Source organism: Streptomyces vulcanius (genome assembly GCF_042653945.1).
GTDB classification, from domain to species: domain Bacteria; phylum Actinomycetota; class Actinomycetes; order Streptomycetales; family Streptomycetaceae; genus Streptomyces; species Streptomyces mangrovi.
Map to the genome: position 1 here is coordinate 63588 of NZ_JBHSFK010000035.1, position 17627 is coordinate 81214.

The 17627-nt window shown below is 70.0% G+C and carries 27 protein-coding genes; 7 read left to right on the forward strand and 20 right to left on the reverse strand.

Going from position 1 to position 17627, the window contains the following annotated elements:
* Window positions 1-2: 2 nt before the first annotated feature.
* The 4 genes from ACFPIH_RS39945 to ACFPIH_RS39960 form a co-directional block, all read right to left on the reverse strand.
* Window positions 3-578 (reverse strand): heme-binding beta-barrel domain-containing protein, encoded by a 576-nt coding sequence (locus ACFPIH_RS39945; protein WP_381182901.1) that lies wholly within the window; start codon window positions 576-578, stop codon window positions 3-5.
* Window positions 579-774: 196 nt separating this feature from the next.
* Window positions 775-1719, reverse strand: coding sequence for a hypothetical protein (locus tag ACFPIH_RS39950; RefSeq protein WP_381182900.1), 945 nt, complete (start codon window positions 1717-1719; stop codon window positions 775-777).
* The gene (locus tag ACFPIH_RS39955; RefSeq protein WP_381182898.1) at window positions 1716-2459 is read right to left on the reverse strand and encodes a hypothetical protein; all 744 of its coding nucleotides are present in this window, start codon (window positions 2457-2459) and stop codon (window positions 1716-1718) included. The genes ACFPIH_RS39950 and ACFPIH_RS39955 overlap by 4 nt, the downstream gene beginning before the upstream one ends.
* Window positions 2456-3205 carry a hypothetical protein gene (locus ACFPIH_RS39960; RefSeq protein WP_381182896.1) on the reverse strand — a complete coding sequence of 250 codons (750 nt, stop codon included), beginning with the start codon at window positions 3203-3205 and terminating at the stop codon, window positions 2456-2458. The genes ACFPIH_RS39955 and ACFPIH_RS39960 overlap by 4 nt, the downstream gene beginning before the upstream one ends.
* An 81-nt stretch (window positions 3206-3286) precedes the next feature.
* On the opposite strand from ACFPIH_RS39960, the gene ACFPIH_RS39965 reads away from it, so the two are divergent.
* On the forward strand, window positions 3287-3649 hold the full coding sequence (locus ACFPIH_RS39965; RefSeq protein ID WP_381182894.1) for a DsrE family protein: 363 nt from the start codon (window positions 3287-3289) through the stop codon (window positions 3647-3649).
* Here ACFPIH_RS39965 and ACFPIH_RS39970 read toward each other — a convergent pair.
* The 9 genes from ACFPIH_RS39970 to ACFPIH_RS40010 all read right to left on the reverse strand — a co-directional run bounded on the left by ACFPIH_RS39970 (window position 3643) and on the right by ACFPIH_RS40010 (window position 9186).
* Window positions 3643-4023, reverse strand: a complete 381-nt coding sequence (locus ACFPIH_RS39970) for a VOC family protein (protein WP_381182892.1) — start codon at window positions 4021-4023, stop codon at window positions 3643-3645. The two genes, ACFPIH_RS39965 and ACFPIH_RS39970, sit on opposite strands and share 7 nt — an antisense overlap.
* Before the next feature lie 10 nt (window positions 4024-4033).
* Window positions 4034-4294: a DUF3099 domain-containing protein gene (locus ACFPIH_RS39975; protein WP_381182890.1), complete on the reverse strand. Its 261-nt coding sequence runs from the start codon at window positions 4292-4294 to the stop codon at window positions 4034-4036.
* A 198-nt stretch (window positions 4295-4492) separates the two neighbouring features.
* Window positions 4493-4780 (reverse strand): DUF1416 domain-containing protein, encoded by a 288-nt coding sequence (locus ACFPIH_RS39980; protein ID WP_020122955.1) that lies wholly within the window; start codon window positions 4778-4780, stop codon window positions 4493-4495.
* 50 nt (window positions 4781-4830) lie between these two features.
* On the reverse strand, window positions 4831-5670 hold the full coding sequence (locus ACFPIH_RS39985; protein ID WP_381182888.1) for a sulfurtransferase: 840 nt from the start codon (window positions 5668-5670) through the stop codon (window positions 4831-4833).
* Window positions 5671-5810: 140 nt separating this feature from the next.
* Entirely contained in the window at window positions 5811-5894 is an 84-nt protein-coding gene (locus ACFPIH_RS39990) for a putative leader peptide (protein WP_351766844.1), read from the reverse strand.
* Window positions 5895-6123: 229 nt separating this feature from the next.
* Window positions 6124-6864 (reverse strand): LmeA family phospholipid-binding protein, encoded by a 741-nt coding sequence (locus ACFPIH_RS39995; protein WP_381182886.1) that lies wholly within the window; start codon window positions 6862-6864, stop codon window positions 6124-6126.
* A 111-nt stretch (window positions 6865-6975) separates the two neighbouring features.
* Window positions 6976-8025 (reverse strand): hypothetical protein, encoded by a 1050-nt coding sequence (locus tag ACFPIH_RS40000; RefSeq protein ID WP_381182884.1) that lies wholly within the window; start codon window positions 8023-8025, stop codon window positions 6976-6978.
* Between the two features lie 2 nt (window positions 8026-8027).
* On the reverse strand, window positions 8028-8282 hold the full coding sequence (locus ACFPIH_RS40005) for a MoaD/ThiS family protein (protein ID WP_381182882.1): 255 nt from the start codon (window positions 8280-8282) through the stop codon (window positions 8028-8030).
* Window positions 8283-8337: 55 nt separating this feature from the next.
* On the reverse strand, window positions 8338-9186 hold the full coding sequence (locus ACFPIH_RS40010; RefSeq protein ID WP_381182880.1) for an alpha/beta hydrolase: 849 nt from the start codon (window positions 9184-9186) through the stop codon (window positions 8338-8340).
* Window positions 9187-9367: 181 nt separating this feature from the next.
* On the opposite strand from ACFPIH_RS40010, the gene ACFPIH_RS40015 reads away from it, so the two are divergent.
* The 6 genes from ACFPIH_RS40015 (at window position 9368) to ACFPIH_RS40040 (ending at window position 15094) form a co-directional block, all read left to right on the forward strand.
* Window positions 9368-10147 carry a response regulator transcription factor gene (locus ACFPIH_RS40015; protein ID WP_381182878.1) on the forward strand — a complete coding sequence of 260 codons (780 nt, stop codon included), beginning with the start codon at window positions 9368-9370 and terminating at the stop codon, window positions 10145-10147.
* Window positions 10148-10263: 116 nt separating this feature from the next.
* Window positions 10264-11286 (forward strand): LacI family DNA-binding transcriptional regulator, encoded by a 1023-nt coding sequence (locus ACFPIH_RS40020; protein WP_381182876.1) that lies wholly within the window; start codon window positions 10264-10266, stop codon window positions 11284-11286.
* Between the two features lie 142 nt (window positions 11287-11428).
* Entirely contained in the window at window positions 11429-12568 is a 1140-nt protein-coding gene (locus ACFPIH_RS40025) for a S1C family serine protease (RefSeq protein ID WP_381182874.1), read from the forward strand.
* Window positions 12569-12597: 29 nt separating this feature from the next.
* Complete coding sequence (locus ACFPIH_RS40030; protein ID WP_381182872.1) at window positions 12598-12807, forward strand: hypothetical protein; 210 nt, start codon at window positions 12598-12600, stop codon at window positions 12805-12807.
* Window positions 12808-12932: 125 nt separating this feature from the next.
* The gene (locus ACFPIH_RS40035) at window positions 12933-13670 is read left to right on the forward strand and encodes a response regulator transcription factor (protein WP_381182870.1); all 738 of its coding nucleotides are present in this window, start codon (window positions 12933-12935) and stop codon (window positions 13668-13670) included.
* Window positions 13667-15094 (forward strand): sensor histidine kinase, encoded by a 1428-nt coding sequence (locus tag ACFPIH_RS40040; protein WP_381182869.1) that lies wholly within the window; start codon window positions 13667-13669, stop codon window positions 15092-15094. The genes ACFPIH_RS40035 and ACFPIH_RS40040 overlap by 4 nt, the downstream gene beginning before the upstream one ends.
* Here ACFPIH_RS40040 and ACFPIH_RS40045 read toward each other — a convergent pair.
* From ACFPIH_RS40045 to ACFPIH_RS40075, 7 genes are all read right to left on the reverse strand, one after another.
* Complete coding sequence (locus ACFPIH_RS40045) at window positions 15069-15344, reverse strand: hypothetical protein (RefSeq protein ID WP_381182867.1); 276 nt, start codon at window positions 15342-15344, stop codon at window positions 15069-15071. The two genes, ACFPIH_RS40040 and ACFPIH_RS40045, sit on opposite strands and share 26 nt — an antisense overlap.
* Window positions 15341-15526 carry a hypothetical protein gene (locus tag ACFPIH_RS40050; protein WP_381182865.1) on the reverse strand — a complete coding sequence of 62 codons (186 nt, stop codon included), beginning with the start codon at window positions 15524-15526 and terminating at the stop codon, window positions 15341-15343. Before ACFPIH_RS40050 ends, ACFPIH_RS40045 begins: the two co-directional genes overlap by 4 nt.
* 190 nt (window positions 15527-15716) lie before the next feature.
* Complete coding sequence (locus ACFPIH_RS40055; RefSeq protein ID WP_381183018.1) at window positions 15717-15803, reverse strand: DUF397 domain-containing protein; 87 nt, start codon at window positions 15801-15803, stop codon at window positions 15717-15719.
* A complete protein-coding gene (locus tag ACFPIH_RS40060; RefSeq protein WP_381182863.1) occupies window positions 15787-16260 on the reverse strand; it encodes a DUF5753 domain-containing protein in 474 nt (157 codons plus the stop codon). Before ACFPIH_RS40060 ends, ACFPIH_RS40055 begins: the two co-directional genes overlap by 17 nt.
* Before the next feature lie 434 nt (window positions 16261-16694).
* Window positions 16695-16820 (reverse strand): hypothetical protein, encoded by a 126-nt coding sequence (locus ACFPIH_RS40065; RefSeq protein ID WP_381182861.1) that lies wholly within the window; start codon window positions 16818-16820, stop codon window positions 16695-16697.
* Between the two features lie 56 nt (window positions 16821-16876).
* Window positions 16877-17275 (reverse strand): hypothetical protein, encoded by a 399-nt coding sequence (locus tag ACFPIH_RS40070; protein ID WP_381182859.1) that lies wholly within the window; start codon window positions 17273-17275, stop codon window positions 16877-16879.
* On the reverse strand, window positions 17272-17559 hold the full coding sequence (locus ACFPIH_RS40075; protein WP_381182857.1) for a hypothetical protein: 288 nt from the start codon (window positions 17557-17559) through the stop codon (window positions 17272-17274). Before ACFPIH_RS40075 ends, ACFPIH_RS40070 begins: the two co-directional genes overlap by 4 nt.
* Window positions 17560-17627: the final 68 nt, after the last annotated feature.

Genomic DNA, 17627 nt, shown 5'->3' on the forward strand with positions numbered 1-17627 from the left:
GACTACTTGAAGAAAGCGATCCCGTCGTCCGGCATGTCGTCCGGAAGGGCCTTGGCCCAGCGTTCGACGTCCTCCGGGGTGACGACCTTCTTCAGGTGGGCCGACATGTAGGGGCGCAGCTCGACCTCGGGGGTCTGCTTCTCGCCGACCCACATGAGGTCGCTCTTGACGTAGCCGTAGAGCCGCTTGCCCCCGGTGTAGGGCCGCGAGGCAGCGGTACGCGCCACGGCGTCGGTCACCAGGTCGATCTGCGGCTGCTTGGCGGCGAGCTCGCCGTACCAGATCTCGATGACGCCGTCGTCGCGGGTCATCGTGACCTCGACCTTGCGGGCGCCGTCGATCCGCCAGAAGCCGGACTCGGACTCCAGGGGCCGGACCTTGTTGCCGTCGTTGTCCAGGACCCAGGTGTGGGAGTGGTACTCCAGGAAGTCCCGGCCGTCATGGGTGAAGGTGACCTCCTGCCCGAAGTTGCACTTCTGCGAGCCGGGGAAGTCGTGCACGCCCGCGCCCGCCCAGGTGCCCAGCAGGAAGGCGAGGGGGACGAGGTCCTTGTGGAGGTCGGACGGGATCTCGATCATTGGTCTTCCTAGACGTGGGTCAGCGCTGGCCCTGGTACAGCTTCTTCACGGTCAGACCGGCGAAGGCGAGCACGCCGACGCAGACCAGGACCAGCAGGGTTTCGAAGAAAGTCTCCACGGGTGCTCCTCGGATGAGCGTGTGCAAGGCCGGGCCCCAGCTTACGCGGCCGGGGCCCGGCCCTTCCTCCGAGGGGGCTCAGCCCAGCAGCTGGCTCTGCAGGGTCACCGTCTGCTGGAAGGGGACGGCGGCAGTTTCCCCCTTGCGGGACTGTACGACCACGGCGACGACGTCACCCGCGCGCAGATACGCCTGGCGCACGTGTTCGGCGCCGTACGGCTTCACCTCGTCGTAGGAGTAGCGCGAGACCCCCTCGACGTCGGCGGCGGTCGGGTACCCGTCGTCGAAGTCCGTGTCCGCGGCACCGCGTGCGGCGAAGGCGGGTTCGTCGTAGTCGGTGAGGTTCCCGTAGACCTCGTCGGCGACGGCGCCCGTGTCGAACTGCAGCAGGTAGATGCCGGTACGGGTGCCGTCCTCGGTGGTCCAGCCACGGGCCGCGACATGCCGCAGCCCGTAGTCGGTGAGGAGCTGGCCGACCTCGTCGCGGTCCTCCTTCTCGGCGTACACCGTCAGGAAGTCCTTCGTCGCCAGCCAGCCGTCCGCGCCGCGCAGGGCCTTGTCCTCCGTGGCGCCCTCGGGCGCGGGCAGCAGCAGGGCGCGCAGGTCCGCGTAGTGGGCGGCGGCCCAGTTCCCGGTGTCGAACGGGCCCGGGCTGCCGGACGGCAGCGGCGCCCTGCTGATCTCCGGGTACACCCACCGCCCGTCCGACTCGGTGGCCAGCCCCGGCAGATCGGTCCGCTCCATCCCCGCGATCCCGAACGCCGTCCCCGCCCCCACGGAAGCGAACACGGCCACCACGGCAACCCACCGCGACACGGCCCGCAACACCCGCCGGTCCTTCGGCGGCGGGACGGGCACGGGCACGTCGACGGCGGGCACGTCGACGGACACCGGCCCGTCCGGGGCCTGGGCGGATGACGGCTCAGGGGCGGTGGGCTCCGCGGGCTCGATCGGCTCCCCCGGCTCGGAGCCGACCGCCCGGTTCGGTTCGGTGGTGGCCGGCTGGTGCTGCTGGTCGGTCATACGGACTGTCCCGGGTCGTCGATACGGTCGAGTTGTGCGGCGAAGAACTTGGCGACGAAGTCGCCGTCGAGCGGGCCAGGCCCGTCCGCGGTGACGTTGACCAGCACATCTCCCACGGAGGTGGTGCAGAACGCGCCGCCCAGTTCGTCGTCGCCGCCCTTGGGCGTCAGGAAGCAGCGCACACCCTTGTGCCCCTTGATCTCCGGGCCCCTGCGGAAGACGTCCGTGGCGTCCAGGTACGTGTTGAAGGACGTCGCCATCCGGCGTACGGCGGTACGGTCCGCCAGCCGGGTCAACGTCACGTCGAACGTGATCGCGTCGACTTTGTTGTAGCTCTCCCGGCCGACGACATAACTCCGCATCCCCATGCCCTGGATGCGCTGCTTGTCGATCAGCTTCTCCATCTCCCGGCGGGTCGCGGCGGGCAGTTCCTTGACCGACTCCTTGCTCAGGGCCGTGGCCTGCGCCCCGCTGAACGCCGCGTCCGGGCCGAACTCCGCGAGGTCGGGACCGCGGTTGTAGCCGTCGGTGCCGAACGGCAGGAACAGCGCGCGCAGCCCCGACGCCGGCTTCGCGTCCGGTTCGGCCTTGGCCGCCGCCGGGAACCGCCACGTCGGCTGTTCGGGCGCCCGGTCCGCGTCCCGCACGCTCACCACGGTGTAGCCGACGCCACCGACCAGCGCGCCCGCAAGCACCACGGATCCGGCGACGGCCGCGACCCGGCCGGTACGCGCTCTCACAGCTTCCCCATCTGTCGCTGGGCCAGGTCCATGATCTTCGCCTTGGAGATCGGCTTGCTGTCGTTCACCCAGACCTCCACGCAGACGTCCCCGCGCCAGGCGTAGGCCTCGGCCCGGTACAGCGGGAGGTAACCCGCCCTCCGCTTGGGTGAGGTGTGCACGTACGCCCTCCCGTCCCCGGTCCCCGGAATGGACCAGCTGCGGGTGTCGTCCCCCTTCGCGGCCCAGTAGTGGTCGTGCTCGGCCCACTCCGACGCGGCCGGCTTGCTCTCCTGGAGGAACTGCACGAGAGCGATCCCGACCTCGTACGTGTCGCCCACCCGCCACGAGGTGACCGCCACCCGACGGAACTCGTCGTCGACAAGGTTGTTGAACGCGTTGTCCGGCCTCTCGTACCGGTCCGCGTACGACGCGATGTCCTCCCAGCCGTCGTTGCCCGCCGAGAACTGGCCGTCCGCCGCCCCCTTGGGCCGGGACAGCAGCAGCTTCCGGAGGTCGCCGTGCGTCTTCACCCCGCGGTCCCGCGCCGCCGACAGCGGCTCGACCTCGCCCTTCGCCTGTCGCAGCACGGGTTGCGACAGCGGCGGCAGCGCGGTGGGCTCGCGCCCGGCCTGGACGACGTACCCGGTGCACACGCCCGCGACGACGCCCAGTACGACGGCCGCGGCGATCATCGTCGCGGTACGACCCCGGCGGCGCGTCCGCCCCGCGGGCACCGCTTCGTCAACCCTCTCGGGCTCTTCCACAGCATCCCCCTCATTCACATGTGTCACAGCTGACTCATGGACAACGCGGGCAGTTGTAGACGGGCTGATTACGATTCAGGCATGGCGAAGAAGCTCGTGATCAAGGTGACGGCGGGGGCCGATGCCCCCGAGCGGTGCTCTCAGGCGTTCACGGTGGCGGCGGTGGCCGTGGCCAGCGGGGTCGAGGTGTCGCTGTGGCTGACCGGGGAGTCCGCGTGGTTCGCGCTGCCGGGCCGGGCCGCCGAGTTCGAGCTGCCGCACGCGGCCCCGCTGCCCGACCTGATCGGGTCGGTCCTGGCCGGCGGCCGGCTCACCCTCTGCACCCAGTGCGCGGCCCGGCGCGACATCACGGAGAAGGACGTCATCGAGGGCGTACGGATCGCGGGGGCGCAGGTGTTCGTGCAGGAGGCGATGGCGGACGGGACGCAGGCGCTCGTCTACTGAGCCTGCCACAGGCAGAAGGGGTGTCCCGACGGGTCGAACAGCACCCGGACGTCGTCCTGGGGCTGGTACTCGGCGAGCCTGGCCCCCTCCGCGACGGCCCGCGCGGTCTCGCTTCCGAGGTCGTCGACCTGAATGTCGAGGTGCAGCATCATCTGCTGGTCGCCGGGGTCGCGGCCGGGCCAGACGGGCGGGACGTACGCGGGTTCCGTCTCGAAGGCGAGGGACGTGCCCCCGGTGCCGGGCGGGGGGCCGATGAGCACCCAGTGGGGTTCCTCGGCGCGTACCTCGTACCCGAGCAGCCGCAGATAGAAGCCGGCGAGTTCATGCGCGTCGTGTGCGTCGAGCACGACGGTGGACAGCCTGGTGGGCGACATGCCCACCTTCCTACTGGCGGCGCTTCTTGCCGTCCAGTTCGTCCCACCACTCGTCCGACTTAGGGTCGCCGGAGGGGTCGTCCCACCAGCGGTCCTCGGGGCCCCGGCGGTTGGCGACCATCGCGGCCAGGGGCGGGATGACCATGGCGACCAGGCACATCCCGACGGCCACCGGGACCGACCAGATACGGACGACTCCCCAGGCCAGCACGAACAGCCCGATACAGGTGCCCATCATCGCGAAGTAAAGGTGCCGCCGACGCGCGTACATAGGTTCAGGGTAGATCCGAGGCAGCGAGTCCGGGCGGCCCGGGAACCCGGCACGCAGACCCACACCGAAGGCCGACGGACGGAGTCCGGCGCAGGGGCCCGAAGCCTGCGCAGCAGTGCGAGGGGCCCGTCAGGGACAGCTCCGGGCAGCCGGAAGGGCCGTACCCCGCACGGGATACGGCCCTTCCGGCAGGCAACGTCAGACCGCGATCGCGACCTCCGCCAGGCCGCCCTGCTGGGCGACGACCGTGCGGTCGGCGGTGGCGCCGGGGACGAGGGCGCGGACGGTCCAGGTGCCCTCGGCCGCGTAGAAGCGGAACTGTCCCGTGGCGGAGGTCGGGACCTCCGCGGTGAACTCACCGGTCGAGTCGAGGAGACGGACGTATCCGACCACCGGCTCGCCGTCGCGGGTCACCTGGCCCTGGATCGTCGTCTCACCGGGCTTGATCGTCGAGGCGTCCGGGCCACCGGCCTTCGCTCCACACATGCTGCTACTCCAGAGGTCTTGAACGGTCGGTCGGGTGCTTGCTTACTTGGTTACTTGTTGGCGCCGAGCTCGATCGGGACGCCGACGAGGCTGCCGTACTCGGTCCAGGAGCCGTCGTAGTTCTTGACGTTCTCGACACCGAGCAGCTCGTGCAGGACGAACCAGGTCAGGGCCGAGCGCTCGCCGATACGGCAGTAGGCGATGGTGTCCTTGGCGAGGTCGACCTGCTCCTCGGCGTAGAGCTCCTTGAGCTCGTCGTCCGACTTGAAGGTGCCGTCGTCGTTGGCGTTCTTGGACCACGGGATGTTGCGGGCGGACGGGACGTGGCCCGGGCGCTGCGACTGCTCCTGCGGGAGGTGGGCGGGCGCGAGCAGCTTGCCGCTGAACTCGTCGGGCGAGCGGACGTCGACGAGGTTCTGCGAGCCGATGGCCGCCACGACGTCGTCGCGGAAGGCGCGGATGGCGGTGTTCTGCGGCTTGGCCGTGTAGGAGGTCTCGGCGCGCGCGGGCACCTCCTCGACCAGCTCGCGGGCGTCCAGTTCCCACTTCTTGCGGCCACCGTCGAGGAGCTTGACGTTCTCGTGGCCGTACAGCTTGAAGTACCAGTAGGCGTAGGACGCGAACCAGTTGTTGTTGCCGCCGTACAGGACGACCAGGGTGTCGTTGCCGATGCCCTTCGCCGAGAGGAGCTTCTCGAAGCCCTCCTGGTCGATGAAGTCACGGCGGACCGGGTCCTGGAGGTCCTTGGTCCAGTCGATCCGGATCGCGTTCCGGATGTGGTTCTTCTCGTAGGCCGACGTGTCCTCGTCGACCTCGACAATGGCGATGTCGGCGCTGTCGAGGTTGGCCTCGACCCAGTCGGCGTCGACCAGGACGTCGTTGCGGCTCATGCTCGTTCTCCTCCGGGGCAGGTGCGGCGGGGGTGTGCAAGAAGGAAGGGGTGCGCGGCCGGGTCTCGCCGGCGGCCGGCGCACGGATGCCCTCTGGTGGAGGGCGCCGGGAGGGGCGGAAGGCCGGCGGCGCTTCCGCTTCAGAAAGTGCGACAGAGCATGGCGGCGACGCGGCACAGGTCGACTGCCCGCCGCTTCGTGAGATCCGCCTGTCGCTGCATCATGCCGTCGATCGTAGGGACGGACAGGCGGGCGTGTCATCAGCTGGCCGAATGGCGAGACGCGATCGTCCGGACTGTGAGACAAGGACCCCGTCGGGGGCGCGGCGCAGGGGTTCCGGGTGCGTGTATCCGTCGTCACATCGACCACGCATCTACGGTGTGGACGGCGCCGTCTCGCCTGTCGGACGGACGTGCCCGTACCCGCGCTCCGGGACGAAGTCCGAAATCAGCCTTACCCGGCCAGCCTGACGTTCGAACCCTTCACCGAGATCTCCACACCGTTCTTCGCCGCCTCGACCCTGTCCAGCTTGATCCCGCCGGGCAGGTCGTCGATCTTCTGCTCGAAGTCGGTGATGGAGCGCACCTGGTTCTCCGCGGTCTGCACCCCGCCGAAGCTGGGCAGGCTGTCGGCGTGCACCCGGACGACGTCGCCGTCGACGACGGTGACGGTGCTCAGCACGGAGAGGGGCTCCGGCAGCTCGGTGCCGAGGACGGTCGCCTCGACGGTGACCTTGATCTTGCCGTTGCCGCCGTCGGAGAGGCCGACGACCCGCGCGGTGACACCGGGCGTGACCTGCGTCGGCTCGGACTTGGCGGTCTTCAGCAGCTCGGAGTACGCGATGGTCGCGGAGCCGGAGGCGCTGACGGCGGTGGCGGAGCTGTAGTCGCCGGAGAACTCGACACCCTTCATGTCCGCGTTCAGGTCGGCGATGCGGATCGTCTGGCCGCCGGTGCCGGTCTGCGCCTCGTAGTCCTTGATGCCGACCTTGACGTCGTCCAGCGAGCCCCCGACGACCTGGGTGAGGAACGGGAAGCCCTTGATGGACACGTCGGGGGTGGCCGCGAGGTTCTCGGACGTCTTCAGCTTGTCCGCGACCTCGCCCTCGGCGAAGTGCAGGGCGAGCCGGTCCGCGAGGACGAACAGCCCGCCGAGCACCACGACGAGGATGAGCAGTATTCGCAGCGCGCGCATTGGTGGTGTCCCCCGGGTTCGGTCGGTTGCCGCCCCACGGTAGCCCCGTGGGGAAGGGCCGCCCCGGAATTGTCGATCACCTGTGACACATTCGCGGCGCCCCGGGCCCGGTTACCCCAGAGCGCGGCCCAGCATGTACACCGCCGGTGCGGCCGCCGCCAGCGGCAGGGCCACGCCCGCCGTGAAGTGGACGAAGCGGGAGGGGTAGTCGTAGCTCGCGGCCCGGTGGCCGATCAGCGCGCACACCGCCGCGCCCGCGCCGAGCAGCGCGCCCTCGGTGCCCACGTCGGTCATCTCACCGACCGCGATGCCGGCGCCCGCGGCGGCGAGCAGCGAGACGACGACGGAGGCCGGGGTGGGCAGCGGCAGCGCCCTCGCCAGGACCGCGACCGCGACCGCGGCGGCTCCGACGGTCACCGCGTCCGGGTCGGCGCCCAGGTATCCGGTGGCGACGATCGCCAGCGCGGACGCGGCGACGGTCGCCATCAGGCCGTACATCCGCTCGTCCGGCTCGGCGTGCGAGCGCAGCTGGAGGACCAGGCAGAGCAGCACCCACACGCCCAGCGAGCCGAGGATCGCGGCGGGCGCCTGCGTCCGGCCGGCCACGAGCAGGACGGTGTCCGAGACCAGCGCGCCGAGGAAGGCCAGCGCGATGCCCTGGCGGGCCGGCCACATGCCGTTCAGCCGGAACCAGCCGGCGGCCGTCACGGCCTGCAGGACGACGAGCGGCACGAGGAGTGCGTACGACCCGACGGCCGCCGTACCGGAGAGCAGCAGACCGAGCAGCGCGGTGAGCGCGGCGGGCTGCATCCCGGGCTCGATGATCGGCGAACGCCCCTCGAGCCGGGCCCGCTGGGCATCGGTGACGCGCGCGTTCCCGGCGACGGTCGCGGGGCCGTAGCCGGCCTGGCCGGCGGGCGGCTGCGGCGCGGGCGGCTCGACGGCGGGTACGGGTACGGGTGCGGGAGCCGGCTGCTGTGGGTACGCGGGCTGCTGCCATTCACCTTGGTACGCCGGGTCCGGGGCCGTGACCGGGGGCTGCACGCTGGTCTCCCAGGTCTGGCCCTGCCACTGCTGGGTGTACGCCTGCGGGTCGTCGTACCCCTGCTGGTCGTAGCCCTGATACGGCTGGTACGGCTGATACGGCTGCTGGTCGGTCATCCTCACCCTCCTGCGAACGGCGGGAGCACCTCGACCGTGCCGCCGTCGGCCAGCCGTACCGTCTCATGTTCGCGGGTGCCCACGGGGTCACCGTCGATGAGGAACGAGCATCGCCGCAGCACACGCTCGAGTTCCCCGGGGTGTCGCGCCCGCGCGGCGTCGAGTGCCTCGGCGAGGGTGTCCGCGTCGTACGGCTCCTCGGCGGTCCCGGCCGCGGCCTTGGCGGCGGCCCAGTAGCGCACGGTGACCTTCGGCATCCGCTTCCTCGTTCGATTCGGTGAGGTACATCGCTCGGTGATGTACACGGTCAGGCTAGCCCGCCCGCGACGCCGCCCAGTCCCCGATGCGGGCCAGCAGGGCGTCGTCGGCGGCATGCTCGGCGTGGCCCATGCCGGGTTCCAGCCAGAGTTCGCCGTGGTCACCGGCGGCCTCGGCGAGCATCCGGGGGTGGTCGACGGGGAAGTAGCCGTCCCGGTCGCCGTGGACGATCAGCAGCGGGGTGGGGGCGATCCTGGGCACCGCCTCGGCCGGGGAGAGCGGGACCGGGTCCCAGCCGCGGCCGTGGATGCGGGTGCGGAAGCCGTAGCGGCCGACGAGACGGCCCTCGGGGCGGGTGATCAGCCAGTGCACCCGGCGCATCGGCGGGGTGCCCCGGTAGTACCAGCGGGCCGGCGCGCTCACCGAGACGACGGCGTCCGTGCGCTGGTGGTCCTGGTGCAGGGCCGCGTGCCGCAGCACCACCGAGCCGCCCATGGAGAAGCCGACGGTGACCACGCGCGCGTGGGGCTGCAGTTCGCGTGCCCACCCCACCGCCGCCGCCAGGTCGAGCACCTCGCGGTCGCCGACGGTCGAGCGCCCGCCGGAGCGTCCGTGGCCCCGGAAGGAGAAGGTGACGACATCGCCGTACCGGGCGAAGGCGGCGGCCACCCGGCGCACATGCGGACGGTCCACGTCGCCGGTGAACCCATGGGCCATGACGAACACGATGTGACGCGTGGATGGCGTGGAGGTGTTGTATACAACCGACCCCCGGTCGTATACGGAATCGATGGAAATCCCGTCGGCGGTGGGCAGAAACGTCCGCAATGGTGTGCGGCTGCCCGTCTCGCAGTTCGGACTTACGGTGGAACGCACCACATGACCTGCCGGACTGTTGCTCATGTGGGCTATTCTGCTCGGCAGAGGACTCGGGCAGCGAAGCCCCCGGGTCCTTTTGTGCTTTCGGAAGGGCTGTATACGAAGCGGGAAACTCCAGGTGACCGCTGGTGTACGGACCCCCGGAACGCAGCGCGGTGTGGCATCGCACACACGTCCTCGCAGGGACCGAGGAGGAACCAGACGTATGAGTTCACTGCTGCTTCTGACCAATGCCCTCCAGCCGTCGACCGAGGTGCTGCCGGCACTCGGGCTGCTGCTGCACAACGTGCGCGTGGCGCCGGCGGAAGGCCCCGCCCTCGTCGACACCCCTGGTGCCGACGTCATCCTCATCGACGGCCGCCGCGACCTTCCACAGGTGCGCAGCCTCTGCCAGCTGCTGCGCTCCACCGGCCCCGGCTGTCCGCTCATCCTGGTCGTGACGGAGGGCGGCCTCGCGGCCGTCACCGCCGACTGGGGCATCGACGACGTCCTGCTCGACACGGCGGGCCCGGCGGAGGTGGAGGCCCGGCTGCGCCTCGCCATGGGCCGGCAGCAGATCGTCAACGACGACTCCCCGATGGAGATCCGCAACGGCGATCTGTCGGTCGACGAGGCGACGTACAGCGCGAAGCTGAAGGGCCGGGTCCTCGACCTCACCTTCAAGGAGTTCGAGCTGCTGAAGTACCTGGCGCAGCACCCGGGCCGGGTCTTCACCCGCGCCCAGCTCCTCCAGGAGGTCTGGGGCTACGACTACTTCGGCGGCACCCGCACGGTCGACGTGCACGTACGACGGCTGCGCGCCAAGCTCGGCCCGGAGCACGAGTCGCTGATCGGCACCGTCCGGAACGTGGGTTATCGATTCGTTACGCCCGAGAAGGTGGAGCGCGCCGCCGAGGAGGCGAAGGCCAGGGCCGAGCGGGCAAAGCTGGAGGAGTCGGACAACGCGGCCCCCGCGAGCGCCGAAGAGGCCGTCGCGGAGGCGTAGTACTCGCCGGTAGCCGTCCATGGCCCTTGGCCCCCGCTCAGGGGAGGCGTGCCCTCCGCACAGGGAAGGCACAGTACGCCCTGCCCAGAGCGGGTCCATCCGCGTAGACTCCGCGCGTGGCCAAGGTGACCAGAGACGACGTGGCACGGCTGGCGGGGACTTCCACCGCCGTCGTCAGCTATGTCATCAACAACGGACCCCGGCCGGTCGCCCCGGCCACGCGCGAGCGTGTCCTCGCCGCGATCAAGGAGCTGGGGTACCGCCCTGACCGGGTCGCCCAGGCGATGGCCTCGCGGCGGACGGACCTCATAGGCCTGATCGTGCCGGACGCCCGCCAGCCCTTCTTCGGGGAGATGGCGCACGCGGTCGAGCAGGCCGCCTCCGAGCGCGGAAAGATGGTTCTGGTCGGCAACTCCGACTACGTCGGGGAGCGCGAGGTGCACTACCTCCGCGCCTTCCTCGGCATGCGCGTCTCGGGCCTGATCCTGGTCAGCCACGCGCTCAACGACAACGCCGCCGCCGAGATCGACGCCTGGGACGCCCGGGTGGTCCTGCTGCACGAGCGGCCCGAGGCGATCGACGACGTCGCCGTCGTCACCGACGACCTGGGCGGCGCCCGGATCGCCGTGAGCCATCTCCTGGAGCACGGTTACGCCTACGTCGCCTGTATGGGCGGCACCGCCGAGACGCCCGCCGTCGGCGACCCCGTCTCCGACCACGTCGAGGGCTGGCGGCAGGCCATGGCCGACGCCGGGATCAGCACGGAGGGCCGCCTCTTCGAGGCGCCCTACAACCGTTACGACGCCTATCGCGTGGCTCTGGAACTCCTCTCCGGCCCGCAGCGCCCGCCGGCGATCTTCTGCTCCACCGACGACCAGGCGATCGGTCTGCTGCGCGCGGCCCGCGAGCTGCGCATCGATGTCCCGGGCGAACTGGCGGTCATCGGCTTCGACGACATCAAGGAAGCGGCCCTCGCCGATCCGCCGCTGACCACGATCGCCTCGGACCGCTCGGCGATGGCCCGAGCGGCGGTGGACCTGGTCCTGGACGACGGGGTACGGGTCGCGGGGTCCCGGCGCGAGCGGCTGAAGGTGTTCCCCTCGGCGCTGGTACCGCGGCGGTCGTGCGGCTGTGTCTGAGCGTTTCAGTCGTCGTATGAGGGTTGTCTGAGAGACCCCCGGGGAAGCCCGGATCCGTCTTTATTTCGGACGAACGAGGTTCTGGCGGCGTTCTCAGGGAGCACTCAGGGAGCTCTCATGGTCAAGGGACAAGCTTCTTGTCATGACCGAGAGCATCCGCCGCAGCGGCGAGTACGAGAGCTTCGAGAACCCCTACTTCCAGGGCACCCAGCAGCAGGCCTCTTCTCCCGTCAACCCGGAGTGGCCGCCCCCGCCGGCATACCAGCCGGTCACCGCGCAGACCGCGCAGCAACCGGTGGTCGAGCCGACCGCCGTGTGGCAGACGGCGCCCGGTGGCGGTGACGGCCACGGCGGCGGAGCCGGTCCCGAGACCGCGGTCGCGGCCGAGCCCGCCCCCCGCAAGAAGCGCAAGCGGGGCCCGATCGCGCTGCTCGCCGCGGTGGCGTTCGTCGCCGCGGCCATCGGCGGCGGCACGGCGTACGGCATCCAGGAGCTGACCGGCAAGGACCAGGTGGTCTCGTCCTCCACGACGACCAGTGTGGTGCCTACCGGCAAGACCGGGAACGTCGCCTCGATCGCGGCGGCGGTCAGCCCGAGCGTCGTCGAGATCAACGCCACGCTCAGCAGCGGGACGTCCACCGGCTCGGGCGTGATCATCACCAGCGACGGCGAGATCGTCACCAACAACCACGTCATCTCGGGTGCCACCTCGGTCAAGGTGACGACGAGCGACGGCAAGACGTACACCGCGCAGGTCGTCGGCACCGACAGCAAGAAGGACCTCGCGCTGATCAAGCTGGAGAACGCGTCCGGCCTGAAGGCGGCGACCCTCGGCGACTCCGAAGGCGTCCAGGTCGGCGACGAGGTCGTCGCGATCGGCTCCCCCGAGGGCCTGACCGGCACGGTGACCAGCGGCATCGTCTCCGCCCTGAGCCGTGACGTGACCGTGTCGACCGACGAGGGCCAGCAGCAGCAACAGCAGCAGGGCGGCGGCAACGGCAACTGGCCGTTCTCGTTCGGCGGCCAGGAGTTCAACGGCGACACCGGCAACTCGACCACGACCTACAAGGCGATCCAGACCGACGCGTCCCTCAACCCGGGCAACTCCGGCGGCGCGCTCATCGACGCCAGCGGCAACATCATCGGCATCAACTCCGCGATGTACTCCGCCGCCAGCGACTCCTCGACCGACGCCGGCAGTGTCGGCCTCGGCTTCGCCATCCCGATCAACACCGTCAAGTCCGACCTGGCCACGCTGCGGGCCGGCGGCTCCGACAGCTGAATTTCCCCATCGAGCTCAGGGAGTACGTCATGATCAAGCAGGTGTCCCACACGGTGACCGGAGTCGGCGCGGCCGACGTGACGCTGGCCCTGGCGGTGGCGTACGAGCTGCACGAGCCGCTGACCTCCACTCGGGCCCCGGAGGTGGCCGCCCCGCAGTTGATGGGCCTGCGGACCACCACCGCCCACCCGCACCGCCGCAAGGTCCCGCTGAACCGCCTCACGGCGATACGCGGCTGAGTCTTCCGCCCCTCTCTTCTGCTCTTCACGTCTTTACGCGGCGCCGGGTGAGCATGCGAGGCTGATGACGTTCAGCCCGCTCCGTCCCCTCCCGTCGTCCCACCGCACCCGAGGAATCCACGCCCATGAGCCCCGCCGAAGGCGACCGTGACACCCAGCGCATCCTGATCGTCGACGACGAGCCGGCGGTGCGCGAAGCACTCCAGCGCAGCCTCGCCTTCGAGGGCTACGACACGGAGGTCGCGGTCGACGGCGCCGACGCCCTGGACAAGGCGACGGCCTACCGCCCCGACCTGGTGGTCCTCGACATCCAGATGCCCCGCATGGACGGCCTCACCGCCGCACGCCGCATCCGCGGGGCCGGCGACACGACCCCGATCCTCATGCTCACGGCCCGCGACACGGTCGGCGACCGCGTGACCGGCCTCGACGCGGGCGCCGACGACTACCTGGTCAAGCCCTTCGAACTCGACGAGCTCTTCGCCCGCGTACGGGCCCTGCTGCGGCGCAGCTCCTACGCGGCGGCGGCCGGTGCCGCCGCCGTCGAGGAGGACGAGGCGCTCACCTTCGCCGACCTGCGCATGGACCTCGCGACCCGCGAGGTCACCCGGGCCGGCCGCCAGGTGGAACTGACCCGCACGGAGTTCACCCTGCTGGAGATGTTCATGGCGCACCCCCGCCAGGTCCTCACCCGTGAGCAGATCCTCAAGGCGGTCTGGGGCTTCGACTTCGAGCCCTCCTCGAACTCCCTCGACGTGTACGTGATGTACCTCCGCCGCAAGACGGAGGCGGCCGGCGAACCGCGCCTCGTGCACACCGTGCGGGGTGTGGGGTACGTGCTGCGACAGGGCGGCGCGGAGTGAACAGACTCGTACGCCGCTTCCGAACCCTCCCGATCCGGGCCCGCCTGTCGATGCTGGTGGCTGCCGCCGTGGCCTTCGCGGTGGCGGCGGTATCGGTGACGTGCTGGTTCATCGTGCAGGGGAAGCTGTACGAGCAGGTCAACAACGACCTGAAGGAAGCCCTGGCGCAGCCGAGGCTCGAGGACCAGATCGAGAGTGTCCTCACCAACTGCTACCAGGACACGGCGAACACCAACCGCGGCTTCCCCCCGGGCAACACCTACTTCCAGGTGATCACGGAGGACGGGACGGTCTGCGTCAGCCCGTTCTCCGTGGGCAAGGTCAAGGTCTCGGCCACCGACAAGCAGGTGATCAAGAACGGCAAAGAGGCGGTCTTCCACGACGGCACGACCGAGACCGGCGAAGCCGTCCGTGTGGCGACGGCCCCCCTCAGCACGACCAACGGGCCGGCGGCTCTTGTCCTCGCGACATCGCTCAAGGGAACCCATGCCACCCTCAACGAACTCGCTCTCATCCTGCTCCTCGTCTCCGGCGTAGGAGTCCTGGGCGCCGGAGCCGCAGGCCTCGCCGTGGCCCGTGCGGGTCTGCGCCCCGTCGACAAGCTCACCGAAGCCGTCGAGCAGGTGGCCCGTACGGACGACCTGAGCATCCGCATCCCCGTGGAGGACGACGCCGAGGACGAGATCGCGCGGCTCTCCCGCTCCTTCAACTCGATGACCGGGTCCCTGGCCAACTCCCGTGAGCTGCAACAACAACTCATCGCGGACGCCGGTCACGAACTCCGTACCCCCCTCACCTCCCTCCGGACCAACATCGAGCTCCTCACCCGCAGCGAGGAAACCGGCCGTCCCATCCCCGCCGCCGACCGCAAGGCACTGCTCGCCTCGGTGAAGGCGCAGATGACGGAGCTGGCGTCGCTCATCGGCGACCTCCAGGAGCTGTCCCGCTCGGAGGGCCAGCGCGGCGAACGCGTCCAGGTGGTGTCGCTGGAGGACACGGTGGAGTCGGCCCTCCGCCGAGCGCGGCTCCGCGGCCCGGAGCTGACCATCAACGCCCACGTCGACCCCTGGTTCACCCGGGCGGAGCCGGCCGCGCTGGAGCGCGCGGTGGTCAACATCCTGGACAACGCGGTGAAGTTCAGCCCCGAGGGCGGCACGATCGACGTCCAGCTGACGCACGGCACGCTGACCGTCCGCGACCACGGCCCCGGCATCCCCGAGGACGAACTCCCCCACGTCTTCGACCGCTTCTGGCGCTCCCCGAGCGCGAGGGCCCTCCCGGGCTCGGGCCTGGGCCTCTCCATCGTCGCCCGCACGGTCCAGCAGGCGGGCGGCGAGGTCACCCTGACCCGGGCACAGGGGGGCGGCACGGTGGCGACCGTCCGGTTGCCAGGCGCGCCTACGCCTCCGCCGGAGACTCCGTGACGGGATCGGCTCCCTGCCAGAAAACCTGTTCCACGATGATCTGGGGGTCTTCGATGCGGGGTACGAAGGTGTACTTCAGCCAACCCTGGCCCTCGTCAAAGAAGTGGCGGTACGGATCTTTCGCCGTGACCAGCTCGGCGCGCGCGGCATAGACCATTTCCCGCACATGCGCGGGCAGCGCTTCGAGGACGGCGAGAGCATCGAGCCGCCAGTCCATCTGCCAAGGCGGCCCCATGAACCCTTCGGTCACTCGCCGGGCTCCAGTTCTTGCACTCGGTGGCGAATCTTCGCCGCCTCTTCGAGAAGGGCCTTCGCTTCGGCGATGTCGGTGGACTCTGCGGCCCGGAGTTCGAGACCGTGCACGTGTGCGTCCAGCTCAGGGTCCTGGGCGAGGGCGTACTCGCCCCACCAGAAGGCCATGAACGCGGGCACGGGGCCTACGTTGTAGGCGTCGGCAATCGCCCACTTCCAGTGCTTGTCGAAGTCGGGCAGTAGCTTGGGAGTATCCGCAGCGATGGCCTCGCGCAGCGCCTTCGGGGCCGCTCCGGCATGGGAGGAACGGCCGGATCCGATTCCGCAGCGTGAGCCGTCATGACCGATGCCCTCCTTCGACGCGCCGTCTCTACGACGATACGCAGTCGTTGGCTCCCCCTCCGCTGTAACTCGACTTGCGCCACACAGCGACGGTGAGATCAGGGGTGTGCGTCATGGTGTCTTTGCTCCTTCAGGACGGCCCTGATGAACTTCAGCGAGTCCGACGGGGACAACGCCAGGTCGCGAAGCCGATCGCAGGACAGTCGGTGCCGAAGAACCTCGTCCGGATCCTCCTCCAGCCGACTGCACTCGTTGCCTTCCTTGTAGGCAACAGCGCTTCCATCCTTCTGCCAGAGCAGCGTCAACGATCCCGTCATGTGATGGTGAACGCCTGCGGAGAAGGGCAGCACTTGAAGCACCACGTTGGGCCACTTCGCGGCAGCCTCAAGGTGAAGCAGCTGATCCTGCCAGGTCCTGGCGCTGGCGGCAGGGCGTCGGAGCGCGACCTCGTCCATGACGATCCGAACGTTGGGCTCCGGCTTCTGTCGTAGCAGGTGCTGTCGACCGAGCCGCGCCGCCACCTGTTCCTCGACCCAGTCCTCACCGTCGGCCGTTGTCTGGGCCCCGGACAACACCTCCCGCGTGAAGCCCTCTGTTTTGCAGCAGGCCTGGCACCGCCGGTGTAAACAGCCGCATGATCCGAGCCGTCGCCTCCCGCTTCATGTACTCCTTGTACTGATCCCTGAACGCGTCCAACCGCGCCGCATGCCAATGCCGAACCAGCAGGTCACCGGCCCCGTAGTACCCGTCCAGATCCTCCATGCAACACCGAGCCTCTTCCGCAGGGTGCGGCGAAGCTGTGACGATCTAGGCACGAACGGTAATCACCGCTCGTCACGCCCTGTGCCACGACGAACCCCCGCGACCGATGCTGCTCGGCCCGGGGGCGTGGCCGACGCTTCGAAGGAGCGCCGACATGCGCGAACGTAGCGCCGGCTTCACCGAATGGCTACTGCTCGTACTAGCTCCGCCTGCTGCCCTGGACCACCTCCGATGGCAAACCCTGCTACCTCAGCACCGACAGCGACCACAGCAGGCTCTCCCTGCTCGCCGACGCCAAGGCGGGCGAACGCGCGGTGCGCTTCGCGCTCACCAGAGCGGTGGAATCCCTGGGGTAGCGAATGGTGAGCATCGGACACCTCGCACGCTCTGAGTTCGGCGGGGCGTGGCAGCGTGCGACGGCGACCTTCAGTGGAAGCCGAGCATTCCGGGGGAGTCGATGTCGACGGTGACGACCCCCGGCGGGTAGTCGGCTTCGCGAGTCGTCAGCAGGATCGACATGCCCGTGAACTCGGCGCGTGGCAGCGCGCAGTACAGGGCGTGGCAGGTGTCCGCGCCGCCGTAGCCGTCCCGGATCATGGTGCCGACGGTCGCCGAGGAGACGGTGTCCAGGAGGTCGACGACGACCGAGGAGTACGAGAGCACCCGGCCCGAAGCCCCCGCGTCCTCCGACTCCGCCCGCATGAGGCAGAGCGCGGGAATCCGCAGGAGGTCGCCCGGAGTGCGGGCCATGTTTCCGGCGAGCAGGTTGAGCGTCTTGTGTCCCTCGGCGAGGGCACGGGTGGCACCGGTGTCCAGGATGATCACGTGGCGGCCCCCCGCGCCGCACGCACCTTCTCGGCGGCGATGCGGTAGATGTTGCCGAGCACATCGGGCGCCCGCTCGAACTCCTCGTCGCTGATGTCGACGCCGATCACGTCCCTGGCGACCTGTCGGTCGGCCGCCAGCCGCTCGGCCGTCTGCTCGGCCGTGAGCTGCTGTGCCGCCAGTTCCTCCACCAGTTGCCCCAGGGTCATCCCCCGGTCCTTGGCCACCTGGGCGAGATGGTCGCGAGCCGCCCGGGACACCTGAATGGTCGTGTGGTCTGCCATGGACCCACCATAGCCACACTACAGCGCAACACACCCGGCCCTTCCGGACCGCTTCACCCGATCGTGGC

What these genes read in the sequence shown, in the direction of transcription:
- ACFPIH_RS39975 (WP_381182890.1), bottom strand. Translation starts at nt 4,294, where the DNA reads ATGTACGCGCGTCGGCGGCACCTTTACTTCGCGATGATGGGCACCTGT.
- ACFPIH_RS40025 (WP_381182874.1), top strand. Translation starts at nt 11,429, where the DNA reads ATGACCGAGAGCATCCGCCGCAGCGGCGAGTACGAGAGCTTCGAGAAC.
- ACFPIH_RS40065 (WP_381182861.1), bottom strand. Translation starts at nt 16,820, where the DNA reads ATGCTCACCATTCGCTACCCCAGGGATTCCACCGCTCTGGTGAGCGCG.
- ACFPIH_RS40000 (WP_381182884.1), bottom strand. Translation starts at nt 8,025, where the DNA reads ATGACCGACCAGCAGCCGTATCAGCCGTACCAGCCGTATCAGGGCTAC.
- ACFPIH_RS40035 (WP_381182870.1), top strand. Translation starts at nt 12,933, where the DNA reads ATGAGCCCCGCCGAAGGCGACCGTGACACCCAGCGCATCCTGATCGTC.
- ACFPIH_RS39985 (WP_381182888.1), bottom strand. Translation starts at nt 5,670, where the DNA reads ATGAGCCGCAACGACGTCCTGGTCGACGCCGACTGGGTCGAGGCCAAC.
- ACFPIH_RS39980 (WP_020122955.1), bottom strand. Translation starts at nt 4,780, where the DNA reads ATGTGTGGAGCGAAGGCCGGTGGCCCGGACGCCTCGACGATCAAGCCC.
- ACFPIH_RS39970 (WP_381182892.1), bottom strand. Translation starts at nt 4,023, where the DNA reads ATGTCGCCCACCAGGCTGTCCACCGTCGTGCTCGACGCACACGACGCG.
- ACFPIH_RS40010 (WP_381182880.1), bottom strand. Translation starts at nt 9,186, where the DNA reads ATGAGCAACAGTCCGGCAGGTCATGTGGTGCGTTCCACCGTAAGTCCG.
- ACFPIH_RS40005 (WP_381182882.1), bottom strand. Translation starts at nt 8,282, where the DNA reads ATGCCGAAGGTCACCGTGCGCTACTGGGCCGCCGCCAAGGCCGCGGCC.
- ACFPIH_RS40075 (WP_381182857.1), bottom strand. Translation starts at nt 17,559, where the DNA reads ATGGCAGACCACACGACCATTCAGGTGTCCCGGGCGGCTCGCGACCAT.
- ACFPIH_RS40030 (WP_381182872.1), top strand. Translation starts at nt 12,598, where the DNA reads ATGATCAAGCAGGTGTCCCACACGGTGACCGGAGTCGGCGCGGCCGAC.
- ACFPIH_RS39945 (WP_381182901.1), bottom strand. Translation starts at nt 578, where the DNA reads ATGATCGAGATCCCGTCCGACCTCCACAAGGACCTCGTCCCCCTCGCC.
- ACFPIH_RS39950 (WP_381182900.1), bottom strand. Translation starts at nt 1,719, where the DNA reads ATGACCGACCAGCAGCACCAGCCGGCCACCACCGAACCGAACCGGGCG.
- ACFPIH_RS39965 (WP_381182894.1), top strand. Translation starts at nt 3,287, where the DNA reads ATGGCGAAGAAGCTCGTGATCAAGGTGACGGCGGGGGCCGATGCCCCC.
- ACFPIH_RS40015 (WP_381182878.1), top strand. Translation starts at nt 9,368, where the DNA reads ATGAGTTCACTGCTGCTTCTGACCAATGCCCTCCAGCCGTCGACCGAG.
- ACFPIH_RS39995 (WP_381182886.1), bottom strand. Translation starts at nt 6,864, where the DNA reads ATGCGCGCGCTGCGAATACTGCTCATCCTCGTCGTGGTGCTCGGCGGG.
- ACFPIH_RS39990 (WP_351766844.1), bottom strand. Translation starts at nt 5,894, where the DNA reads ATGATGCAGCGACAGGCGGATCTCACGAAGCGGCGGGCAGTCGACCTG.
- ACFPIH_RS40055 (WP_381183018.1), bottom strand. Translation starts at nt 15,803, where the DNA reads ATGACGCACACCCCTGATCTCACCGTCGCTGTGTGGCGCAAGTCGAGT.